This is a genomic window from Streptomyces sp. NPDC101178 (assembly GCF_044767965.1).
Taxonomy (GTDB): domain Bacteria; phylum Actinomycetota; class Actinomycetes; order Streptomycetales; family Streptomycetaceae; genus Streptomyces.
Genome location: NZ_JBIWOZ010000006.1, coordinates 277,822 through 289,387 on the forward strand (window position 1 = coordinate 277,822; position 11,566 = coordinate 289,387).

The following is an 11,566-nucleotide window of genomic DNA, read 5'->3' on the forward strand; positions in this document are numbered from 1 at the left end:
CGTCGCCTCATGTCCCGTTGATTCCGGAGCCCTTGATGACCCTGCACCACCGCCCCGTCCGCATCGCCTCCCGAAGAGCGGCCCAGGCCGTCGCCACGCTGGGAGCGGCGGTACTCCTCCTGACGGCCTGCGGAGGCGGCTCCGACACCGGCAGCAGCAAGCCCTCCGGCGACAAGGGCGTCGCGGCGGACTCCGCCTCGGCCAAGACGCGCACCGTCAAGGACGCCACGGGGACGGCCGTGGAGATACCCGCCGAGCCGAAGCGCATCGTGACGCTCACCCAGGAGGATCTGGACGCGGTGCTCGCGCTGGACATCAAGCCGGTCGGCATCACCAACGGGCAGGGTCTGGACAAGCCGCCGGCCTACCTGGCGGACAAGGTCGAGGGCATCGACATCGTCGGCAACCTGCTCCAGCCGGTCATGGACAAGGTCGTCGCCGCCAAGCCCGACCTCATCCTCGCCGGTGACATGCAGGACGAGCAGGTGCTCAAGCAGCTCCGCGAGATCACTCCGGCCACGCTGGTGACGATGGCGCCGACCGACGACTGGAAGCTGTTCTTCCGGGGTGTCGGCAACGCCGTCAACAGGCTGGACACGGCCAACAAGTTCATCACCGACCACGAGGCCGCAGCGAAGGCCGCCGGTGAGAAGCTCGGCAGGAACAAGGGCGCCGAGGTCTCCATCGTCCGCTGGAACCCGGACGGACCGAGCTGGATGGAGAACAAGCAGTTCGCCAGCGGCGTCGCGCTGGAGATGGGGCTGAAGCGGCCCGCGTCCCAGAACAAGGACGGCAACGCGCACACGCCGTCGCTGAGCCTGGAGAAGATCAACGAGATCGACGGTGACTGGCTGTTCCTGTCGACGCTGACCTCGGACGGCGCCAAGGCGCTCAAGGACGTCCAGGACAAGCCGGCCTACAAGGAGCTCGGCGCCGTCAAGAACAAGCAGGTCGTGACGGTGGACGGCTCGGTGTGGTCGACGCGCGGCGGGCCGCTGGCGGCCGACGTCGTGATGGCGGACTACGTCAAGGCGCTCTCCGCCAAGTAGCCCTGTCCCGCTGTGCCGTTCGGCCCGGCCAGGGTCTCCGGGCCGGGCCGGGCCGCGCTTCCGACGGGTCAGGCGGGCGGAGCGGCCCCAGCACCTGCCGTACGGGCCGTCGCGAAGTCCGCCGCCGTCCACGCCATGCCCACCGCGCCGTCCAGCAGGGCCTGTTCGGCCTTGGGCGAGACGGCTGCGGCGACGAAGCCGGGCTCGTGCGGTCCGCAAGCGCCACCGCTGATGTCGAGCACCGGATGGATGGACGGCACCACGTGTGACACGTTGCCCATGTCCGTACAGGCGAAGGCCGGGCGCTCGACGGATTCGGCGCGGCCCAGCTCGCGGGCGTTGGCGGTCCAGAGCCGGAGCAGTTCGGCGTCGCCGCGGAAGTCCAGGTAGTCGGGTTCGGGCTGTTCCAGCGCCACTTCGCATCCCGTGGCGAGCGCACCGGCCCGGAAGCAGTCCTCGACGCGCTGCCGCAGCTCGCGCAGGTCCTCGGCGGCGAGCGCGCGGATCTCGTACGTCGCGGTGGCCCGGTCGGGTATCGCGTTGGGCGAGGTACCGGCTGCCGTCGTGATGCCGTGCACCCGCCACTGGGGCGGCAGTTGCTGACGCAGGAGGCCCAGCGCGACCTGGGCGACGGTGAGCGCGTCGGCGGCGTTGCGGCCCTCGTGCGGGTTGAGGCTGGGGTGCGCGGAGCGGCCGGTGTAGGTGACGTCGAGGGTGCCGAGGGCGAACGACCTGAAGTCGGCCAGCTCGAAGGGGCAGGGGTGGACCATCATCGCGGCGTCCACGCCGTCGAACGCCCCGGCCTCCAGGAGCAGCGCCTTGCCCGCCCCGCGCTCTTCGGCCGGAGTGCCGATCACCCTTACGGTCAGGCCGAGTTCGTCCGCGTACGGGGCGAGGCCGAGCGCCGCGCCGACCCCGGCGGCGGCGATCAGGTTGTGGCCGCAGGCGTGGCCGAGGCCGGGCAGCGCGTCGTACTCGCAGGCGATGGCGACGGTGACGGGGCCTGAGCCGACCGTGGCCCGGAAGGCCGTCTCCAGTCCGTGGGCCGGTGCGGTGACGTCGAAGCCGTGGGCGGCGAGGAGTCCGGCGCAGAGCGCGGCGGAGCGGTGCTCCTGGAAGGCGGTCTCGGGGTCGGCGTGGATGCGCCGGCTGAGGTCGAGCAGGGCGTCGGCGTGCTCGGTGACCGTGTCCCGGACGGCCGCTTTGAGGGCGCCGAGCCGTTGGTCGGCACCTTCGTCGGACGGGGACGGCGGACGGCCGGTTCCGGGGGCGGTCATGGGCTCTCCTGGCGTTCCGGACCGCCCGGGGACGGTCGTCTGCACTGTCGAGGATAGGTTAACTTAGCCTTACCTAAGTGCGTGCCGGAGAGCCTGGTGGCCCGGTGTCCGTTGTCCTTCAGGGGAGTCGTCACACACATGCATGAGCGTCCGAACCGCCCGACCAGCTCTTCGGCAGCGCACCCCGGCGGCCCTCCCTCCCGAGCGCTTCCTCTCCTTACCGCGCAGGCGGGCATCTACTACGCGCACCAACTGGCGCCGCTCGGCACGGAGCTGAACACGGCCGACTGCGTGGAGATCGAGGGACCGCTCGACGGGCATCTGTTCACCGAGGCCCTCGCCCGGACCGTGGGCGAGGCGGACACGCTGGCCGTACGGGTCTCCGAGGCCGACGGCACGCCGGTGCAGCACGTCGTGCGGGGCGAAGTCCTTGTGCAGCAACTGGAGCTGACGTCTGATCAGGCTGAGGCGTGGATGCGAGAGGACCTGGCCCGGCCGGTGGATCTCGCCTCCGCCGAGGGGCTGATGACACAGGCGCTGATCCGTGTCGGCCCGGACCGCCACTGGTGGTACCAGCGGGTCCACCACATAGCCGTCGACGCCTACGCGCTCTCGCTGATGGGGCGCCGGGTCGCCGAACTGTACTCGGCGGCCGTGGCCGAAGAGCCCGCGCCCGAGGGCCGGTTCGCCCCGCTGAGCGAGCTGACCGACGACGAGACGGCGTATCTGTCCGGTGAGGACTACGCGGCGGACCGGGCCTTCTGGGCCGAGCGGATGGCCGGGTACGCCCCCGAGGCAGCACCCGTGAACGCCGGCGCGTCGGCCGGCGGCGACCTCCTCCACCGGGTCACCGACCTTCCCGCGAGCACGCTGGACCGGCTCTCCCGGGCGGCTCGCGCCGCGAAGGCGACCTGGGCGGAGCTGGTCGTGGCCGCGACCGCCGGTCATCTGCACCGGCTCACCGGCACCGAGGACGTGGTGCTGGGCCTGCCGCTGACCAACCGGCGCGGCCCGGCCGCCCTGCGCACTCCGGCCATGACGGTGAACGTGCTGCCGCTGCGGATCCCGGTGCGGCCGCAGGACACCGGGGCGGAGCTGCTGCGCCGGGTGGTGCTGGAGATCCGCGCGGTCCGGCGCCACCAGCGCTACCCGCAGGGCGACCTCCGCCGCGATCTGGCCCTGGAGTCGGCCGACGCACCGCTGACCGGTCCGATGGTCAACATCAAGCCTTTCGACAGCGCCCTGGACTTCGCCGGTGTCCCCGGCACCGTACGCAATCTCGCCGCCGGTCCCGTGGAGAGCCTGGCGGTCGGTGCGGCCCCGGGCCCGGACGGCGGCCTGCGGCTCACGCTGGACGCCGGCCCGGCCGCGTACGGGGAGGCGGACCTCGCCGCGCACGAGGCGACCTGGCTGCGCTATCTCGACGGCCTGGCCGAGCTGCTGCTCACGGCCCCGGACCGGCCGGTCGCCACGCTGGACCTGCTCACGGACGACGAGATACGGGAGGCTACCGGGGGCCGCACCGAGCCGGCCGTCGCCTTGACCGTCCCGCAGACCCTCACCGGTCAGGCCGCACTGACACCCGAAGCCGTCGCCGTACGCTCCACCCTCGCGGGGACGTTCCGGGGGACGGGACAGGGCAAGGCCGAGCAGGCGGAGGGTGCCGGGCAGGCGGCAGGTGCCACCCTCACCTTCGCCGAGCTGGACACCGCGTCCGACCGGCTGGCCCACCTGGTGGCCGGGCTCGGAGCACCCGCGCGGACCGGTGCCACCGTGGCGCTGGCCCTGCCCCGGACCACCGACATGGTGGTCGCCCTGCTCGCCGTGCTCAAGGCGGGCCTCGTCTGCCAGCCGCTGGACCTCGGCCATCCTGCCGCCCGGACGCTGGCCGTCCTGGAGGACGCCGGTCCCGTCTGCGTCATCGGCACGGCCGCGACCCTGGCCGCGCTGCCGCCGCACGGCGTGAGGGCAATCGCGCTCGACGAACCCGCGACGGCCACCGCCCTCGCCACCTGCCCCGAAGGGCCGCTGCCCGCCGGGCCCGCACTCGGTGACCCCGCCTATCTCATCCACACCTCCGGTTCCACCGGGCGTCCCAAGGGCGTCCTCGTCAGCCACGCCTCACTCGCCAATCTCGGCGCCGGTCACCTCACCGACCACATCGCCCCGGCCGTCGCCCGCACCGGCCGGGAGCGGCTCCGGGTCGCGCACAGCGCCTCGTTCGCCTTCGACGCGTCCTGGGACCCGCTGCTGTGGATGGTCCACGGCCATGAGCTGCACCTGCTGGACGACTCCGCCTACCGGGACCCCGCCGCCCTCACCGCCTACGTCTCCACCCACCACGTCGACTACCTCGATGTCACCCCTTCCTACGCCGAAGCGCTGATCGCCGAAGGCCTGCTGGACGAGGGCCGCCACCACCCCGCCCACCTCGTCGTCGGCGGCGAGTCCGTGCCCCCGGCCCTCTGGGAGCGGCTCACCGACGCCGAGGCCGTACACCCGGTCAACCTCTACGGGCCGACCGAGACCACCGTCGACGCCTACTACTGGCTGCCCGGCGACTCCGCCGGCCGGCCCGAGGGCCGACCCGTGCGGGGATCGCGGGTCCATGTCCTGGACTCCTCCCTGCGTCCCGTGCCCGCCGGGGTCACCGGTGAGCTGTACGTCGCCGGGCCCTGCCTGGCCCTCGGCTACCTCGGCCGCCCCGACCTCACCGCCGAGCGGTTCGTCGCGGACCCGTTCGGCGCGCTCCACGGCACTCCCGGCGGCCGGATGTACCGCACCGGCGACCTGGTGCGCCGCCGCGAGGACCACACCCTGGAATTCCTGGGCCGCAGCGACGACCAGGTGAAGATCCGCGGCTTCCGCATCGAGCTCGGCGAGATCCAGGCCCGGCTGGCGGCCCACCCCCAGGTCGCGGCGGCAGCCGTCATCGCCCGGGAGACCGGCCACGGCAAGCGCCTCCTCGCCTACGCGGTCCCGTCGAAGGACGGCGAGGCACCGCCCACCCCGAACGCCCTCCGCGACCACCTGGCCGCCGCCCTGCCCGAGCACATGGTCCCCGCGGCCGTGACGTTGCTCGACGCCCTCCCCCGTACCGCCAACGACAAGCTGGACCACCGCGCGCTGCCCGACCCCGAACCACTCGCACCCGTCATCGGGGCCGAGGTCGTCGGTGAGAGCGGCCCGCACACCGAGATCGTGCGGGGGCTCTACGCCGACGTGCTCGGTATCGCGGAGCCCCCGGCCGCCGACGCGGGCTTCCTCGACCTCGGCGGGCACTCCCTGCTCGCCGCCCGGCTGGCCGCCCGTGTGCGTGAGCACTTCGGCGTCCCGTTCTCCATCGCCGACGTCTTCCGCCACTCCACCGCGGCCGCCGTCGCCGCCCAGGTCCGCACCCGCAGCGGCGCGGCCACCGCCTCCGTACCGCTCTCCCCGCTCCCCCGCACCGGTCCCCTCCCGCTCTCTCCGGCCCAGCAGCGACTCTGGTTCCTCCACCGCCTCGAAGGCCCCAGCCCGACCTACAACATCCCGCTCGTCCTCAGCGTCAACGGCCCCCTCGACCGGGACGCGCTCCAGCTCGCCCTGCGCGATCTGGTGGATCGTCACGAGACACTCAGAACCGTATATCCACCCACTGACAACGACCTCGGAGCGGACGCGGACGGCACCCCCCACCAGGTGATTCTTCCTCCGGGCCACGAAGCGGCCCGTCCCGTGCTGCGCCTGGCGGAACCCGGCAGCGACCTCACAGCGGCGGTGCGGTACTGCTTCGACCTGGCGACCGAGCCACCCTTGCGCACGGTCCTGTTCAGCGACTCCCCGGACCACCACACGCTGCTGCTCCTGCTCCACCACATCGCGGGCGACGGCGCCTCCACCACACCCCTGGCCCGCGACCTGGCCACGGCCTACACGGCTCGCCTCGCGGGCCGCGCGCCCGACTTCACACCGCTGACCGGCCAGTACGCCGACCACGCCGCCCGGCTCCAGCAGCTCCTGGGCAGCCCCGCCGAGCCGACTCCCCTCGCCGAGGCGCAGCTCGCCCACTGGCGCGGGGCGCTGGCCGGGCTGCCGGACCAGCTGGAGCTGCCCACCGACCGGCCCCGCCCGCCCGTCGCCACCTCGGCCGGCGACACCGTGCCCTTCGCCCTCGACGCGGCGACGCACGAGGCGCTGCGCCGGCTGGCCAGGGCGCACGGCGCGACGGTCTTCATGACCGTGCAGGCCGGCCTCGCCGCCCTGCTGACCCGGCACGGCTGCGGAACCGACATCCCGCTCGGCACCCCCGTGGCGGGCCGCGACGACGACACCACGGCCGGGCTCGTCGGCTTCTTCACCAACACCGTGGTCCTGCGCACCGACACCTCCGGCGACCCCGGCTTCGGCGCCCTGCTGGACCGGGTGCGGGCGACGACGCTCGCCGCGTACGAGCACGACGCGCTGCCCTTCGACCACCTGGTGGAGGCGCTGAACCCGCCGCGCTCGCTGGCCCGGCACCCGCTGTTCCAGATCATGCTGGCCTGGCAGTCGATCGCGGACGGGCCCGCCGCCTTCGGACCGGACGCCACCGCGCGGCTCGCCGCCGTACCGTCGGGCACCGCCAAGTTCGACCTGACCCTCAACGCGGGCGAGCTGGCCGACGGCGGGATCGCCGGGTTCCTGGAGTTCCGCACGGACCTCTTCGACCGGGCGACCGCGCAGGCGCTCGCGGACCGGCTGGCCCGGCTGCTGACCGCCGCCGCAACGGAGCCGGAGACCCCGGTCGGACTGCTTCCCGTGCTCGGGGCGGACGAGGTGCACCGGGCCCTGGTCGAGGCCAACGGCGTGCCCGCCGACCCGCCGGTGCCGCTGACACTCGCTGAGGTCTACGAGGTGGCGGCGCGCCGTCACCCGGACCGGGTGGCCGTGAGCTGTGCGGGCGAGTCGCTCACGTACGCGCAACTCTCATCCCGTGCGCAGTCGTTGGCGCGGCTGCTCGCGGCCCGCGACATCGGTCCCGGCTCGATCGTGGCCCTCGCGCTGCCACGCTCGCTGGACCTGGTGGCCGGGCTGCTCGCGGTGTCGCTGTCGGGCGCCGCGTACCTGCCGATGGACCCGGACTACCCGGCGGACCGGCTGGTGTACATGCTGGAGGACGCCCGGCCGGCCGCGCTGATCACGGACGCGGCGACGGCGGACCGGCTGCCCGCGCACGAACTGCCGCTGATCACAATGGGCGAGGCGGCTGGCTTCCCCGACGGACCGCTGAGCCAGTCGGACCGGACGCGGCCGCTGAGCCCGCAGGACCCGGCGTACGTCATCTACACCTCGGGATCCACCGGGCGCCCCAAGGGAGTTGTGGTCACCCAGCACAATGTGACGCGGCTGATGACGGCGACCGAGCACTGGTTCGCGTTCGGTCCTGAGGACGTGTGGACGCTGTTCCACTCCTACGCCTTCGACTTCTCGGTGTGGGAGCTGTGGGGCGCGCTGCTCTACGGCGGCCGGGTCGTCGTCGTACCGCACCTGACGAGCCGTGACCCACAGTCCTTCCTCCGGCTGTTGGCCGATGAGCAGGTGACCGTCCTCAATCAGACGCCGTCCGCGTTCTACCAACTGTCCGCCGCCGACCGGGAGGCCCCGGGGCACAACCTGGCGCTGCGGTACGTGGTGTTCGGTGGTGAGGCGCTGGAGCTGGGCCGGCTGGCCGACTGGTACACGCGCCACCGGGAGAACGCGCCGACGCTGGTCAACATGTACGGCATCACCGAGACCACGGTCCATGTCTCCTACCTGGCGCTCGACCGGGAGACGGCTGCCTCCGCCGTCTCCAGCACCATCGGCGTCAACATTCCCGACCTGCGCGTCTATGTGCTGGACGCCCGGCTCCAGCCGGTTCCGCCCGGGGTGACCGGTGAGATGTACGTCGCCGGTCAGGGTGTAGCTCTGGGCTATCTGGGGCGGCCCGACCTGACGGCGGGGCGTTTCGTCGCGGATCCGTTCGCGCATCTCTTCGGGGAGAGCGGGACCCGGATGTACCGCTCGGGTGACCTCGCCCGACGGCGTACCGATGGGGCTCTCGAGTACTTCGGGCGCGGCGACCAGCAGGTGAAGATCCGCGGGTTCCGTATCGAACTGGGCGAGATCGAGGCCGTGTTGGCCGCGCATCCGGAGGTCGCCGATGTCGCGGTCGTCGTACGCGAGGACGTGCCGGGCGACAAGCGGCTGGTGGGGTACGTCGTTCCGGCGCCCGGCACCGATCCGGTCCCGGGTGAGCTGCGCGAGCACGCGGCGGCGGTGCTGCCGGTGCACATGGTGCCCGCGGCAGCGGTGGTGCTGGACCGGCTGCCGCTGACCGGGAACGGCAAGCTGGACCGCAAGGCGCTGCCCGCCCCGGGCGCTCCGGTGAGCGGCGGGGGCCGGGCGCCGCGTACGGTGCGCGAGGAGCAGCTCTGCTCGATCTTCGCGGAGGTGCTGGGGCTGCCGGCGGCCGGGGTGGAGGACAACTTCTTCGACCTGGGCGGCCATTCGCTGCTCGCGGTGCGTCTCACGGGGCGGATCAAGTCGGCGTTCGGCATCGAGGTGTCGATCGGCACGGTCTTCCAGGCGCCGACTCCGGCCGCGCTGGACGCGGCGCTGGACGTCTCGCGCGAGGAGGACCCGCTGGACGTCCTGCTGCCGCTGCGGCCGGCCCGCCCCGGCGACCGCTCCCCCGTCCACTGTGTGCACCCGGCGGGTGGTCTGAGCTGGTGCTACGCGGGACTGATCCGCCATCTCCCCGCCGATGTGCCGATCTACGGGCTCCAGGCCCAGGGCGTCGGCGAGGCGACGGCGGACGAACCGCTGCCCACCACGCTGGAGGAGCTGGCCGCCCACTACGCGTCCCGTATCCGCGAGGTCCAGCCGGAGGGGCCCTACCGGCTGCTCGGCTGGTCGACCGGCGGCATCATCGCGCATGCCATCGCGGCGGTGCTCCAGGAGGCGGGCCACGAGGTCGAGTTGCTGGCGATCCTGGACGCGTACCCCGCAGAGGGCTTCCGCTCCCTGCCGGTGCCCGACCGGGCCGAGGCGCTCGAATCGCTGCTCACCATGGGCGGTTTTGGCCCCGACAGCCTCGGGGACAAGGAGCTGACGACGGCCGGCGTGGTGGAGGTGCTGCGCCGTGAAGGGTCTCCGCTGGCCGCGCTCTCGGCCGCGAAGATCGAGGCGCTCGGCGAGGTGTACCTCAACACCAACGACCTCGTACGCGCCTACGACCACCGGGTGTTCCGGGGCGATGTGCTGTTCTTCCGGGCCACGGTGGACACCATCGACGACACCCTGACGCCGGAGACCTGGACCCCGTACGTGAGCGGGCGCATCGACAACACGGACGTCGCCTGCTCGCACAAGGACATGACCCTGCCCGAACCGATCACGCACATCGCGCGCGTGGTCGCCGACCGACTCACCGAGCTGGAGAAGTGACACCGATGAGTGACGCACCCGCCAACCCCTTCGATACGGACGGGGAGTTCCTCGTCCTGACCAACGAAGAGGGTCAGCACTCGCTGTGGCCGCTCTTCGCGGCGGTGCCCGCCGGCTGGTCGACGGCTCATGGTCCGTGCGCCCGTCAGGAGGCGCTGGACTGGATCGGCGCCCACTGGTCCGGCCCCCTCGCCGCCCGGTGAGCGGGTTGCTGATCCGGCCCCGGATACGTCCCCGGCTCGCCGTCGTCCTCGTCTACACGGCCGCCATGTGCATGAACGGCCTGGACTCGACGATCGTGAACCCGGCCCTCTTCACGATCGCGGGCGACTTCGACCGCCCGGTGTCCGCCGCCAACACCGTGGAGACGGCCTTCCTGGTCGCGCTCGCGGTGGGGCTGCCGGTGGCGGGGTGGCTGGGCGACCGGTTCGGGACGAAGCGGGTGTTCCTCGGTGCGCTCACCGCGTTCACGGTCTCCTCGGCGGTCTGCGGGCTGGCGCCCGACCTCGACACGCTCGTCGTCGCCAGGGCTGTACAGGGCCTGGCCGGTGGGCTGTTGACGCCGGTCGGGATGACGCTGCTGTTCCGGGCGTACCCGCCGCACGAGCGGATGAAGCTGGCCAAGGTGCTGATCGTGCCGACGGCCCTGATGCCCGCACTCGGCCCGCCGCTGGGCGGACTGCTCACCGAACACCTCTCCTGGCACTGGCTGTTCTTCGTGAACGTGCCGATCGGCGCGGCGGCGGTCCTGCTCGGTGTCTTCGGCCTGCGCGAGCATGTGGAGGGCCCCGAGGGAAAGTTCGACACGGTCGGCTTCTGGCTGGCCACTCCTGCGCTGGGGCTGCTGACGTACGCGCTCGGCTTCGGCCCCTCCCAGGGCTGGACCCGGCCCGCCGTCGCCGTCAGCGCGGCGCTGGGCTCCGTCCTGCTGGTGGCGGCGGTACTGCACCAGCTGCGGGCGAAGACGCCCTTGCTGAAACTGCGGCTGCTCGCCGACCGGGTGTACGGGTCGGCCTCGGCACTCGCCGGGGTGACCGCGGCCGGGCTGATGGGCGTGTTGTTCGTCTTCCCGCTCCTCTACCAGGCGAGCCTCGGCGCCTCGGCGCTGGACGCCGGGCTGAGCGTCTTCCCGGAGGCGGTCGGGCTGATGCTGGCCTCGCAGGTGGTGGACCGGCTGCTGCCGCGGCTCGGCCCGCGGCTGCTGACCGTACCGGCGCTGCTGGTCGCGGCGGCAGTCTTCGCGACGCTGGCGATCCCGGGCGTGGCGGAGAACGCGTGGAGCGTGCGCGGACTGATGTTCCTGATCGGTCTGGTGCTCGGGACGGCGGTGCTCACCGTGCAGATCTCCGGATTCGAGTCGATCGGGCCCGCCGACATGGGCCAGGCGATGGGCCTGTTCCAGATCGTCCGCACGCTCGGCGGTGCGCTGGGCATCGCCGCCTGCGCGGCGGTCATCGGGGGCGGCCATGTGACGGAGACCGCCGCCGACCCGGGCCCATACCGCACGGCGGTCTGGGTGACGGCGGGGCTCGTCGCGGCCGGAGCGCTCATCGCGCTGCGGCTGCCGCGCGAGGCCCCGCAGCCGCCGCCGTTCGACGACGAGGACGCGCCGCCGCCGGGTGGGGGCCTGGCGGTGGACGAGGCACCGGCCGTCAAGGGCTGAGAGCGCACAGAGGAGGGGCGGGGGGGGCGCCCGCGGGGGTTGGCCCCCCCCCCCCAGACGGGGTGTGGGGGGGGGGCGTTGGGGGTTTAGGGGTGGGGCGGCCGTTTATGGGGGAGATCGCAAACGGC

The 11,566-nt window shown here is 72.9% G+C and carries 5 protein-coding genes; 4 read left to right on the forward strand and 1 reads right to left on the reverse strand.

All coding sequences use genetic code 11. The features are described 5' to 3' along the window. The first annotated feature begins 35 nt into the window (after positions 1 to 35). Positions 36 to 1,049 carry an ABC transporter substrate-binding protein gene (locus ACIRR8_RS19505; RefSeq protein WP_404066081.1) on the forward strand — a complete coding sequence of 338 codons (1,014 nt, stop codon included), beginning with the start codon at positions 36 to 38 and terminating at the stop codon, positions 1,047 to 1,049. 68 nt (positions 1,050 to 1,117) lie between these two features. Here the strand turns inward: ACIRR8_RS19505 and ACIRR8_RS19510 are convergent, their stop codons facing one another. Further along, positions 1,118 to 2,326 (reverse strand): M20 family metallopeptidase, encoded by a 1,209-nt coding sequence (locus ACIRR8_RS19510; protein ID WP_404066083.1) that lies wholly within the window; start codon positions 2,324 to 2,326, stop codon positions 1,118 to 1,120. 138 nt (positions 2,327 to 2,464) lie between these two features. Between ACIRR8_RS19510 and ACIRR8_RS19515 the strand changes: the two genes are divergently transcribed. From ACIRR8_RS19515 to ACIRR8_RS19525, 3 genes are read left to right on the forward strand one after another with little or no spacing between them, the layout of a single operon-like run. Continuing rightward, positions 2,465 to 9,775: an amino acid adenylation domain-containing protein gene (locus ACIRR8_RS19515; protein WP_404066085.1), complete on the forward strand. Its 7,311-nt coding sequence runs from the start codon at positions 2,465 to 2,467 to the stop codon at positions 9,773 to 9,775. 5 nt (positions 9,776 to 9,780) lie between these two features. Beyond that, positions 9,781 to 9,978: an MbtH family protein gene (locus ACIRR8_RS19520; RefSeq protein ID WP_404066088.1), complete on the forward strand. Its 198-nt coding sequence runs from the start codon at positions 9,781 to 9,783 to the stop codon at positions 9,976 to 9,978. Beyond that, positions 9,975 to 11,438, forward strand: coding sequence for a DHA2 family efflux MFS transporter permease subunit (locus ACIRR8_RS19525; RefSeq protein ID WP_404066091.1), 1,464 nt, complete (start codon positions 9,975 to 9,977; stop codon positions 11,436 to 11,438). The genes ACIRR8_RS19520 and ACIRR8_RS19525 overlap by 4 nt, the downstream gene beginning before the upstream one ends. The last annotated feature ends 128 nt before the right edge of the window (positions 11,439 to 11,566 follow it).

What these genes read in the sequence shown, in the direction of transcription:
- ACIRR8_RS19510 (WP_404066083.1), bottom strand. Translation starts at nt 2,326, where the DNA reads ATGACCGCCCCCGGAACCGGCCGTCCGCCGTCCCCGTCCGACGAAGGT.
- ACIRR8_RS19515 (WP_404066085.1), top strand. Translation starts at nt 2,465, where the DNA reads ATGCATGAGCGTCCGAACCGCCCGACCAGCTCTTCGGCAGCGCACCCC.
- ACIRR8_RS19505 (WP_404066081.1), top strand. Translation starts at nt 36, where the DNA reads ATGACCCTGCACCACCGCCCCGTCCGCATCGCCTCCCGAAGAGCGGCC.
- ACIRR8_RS19520 (WP_404066088.1), top strand. Translation starts at nt 9,781, where the DNA reads ATGAGTGACGCACCCGCCAACCCCTTCGATACGGACGGGGAGTTCCTC.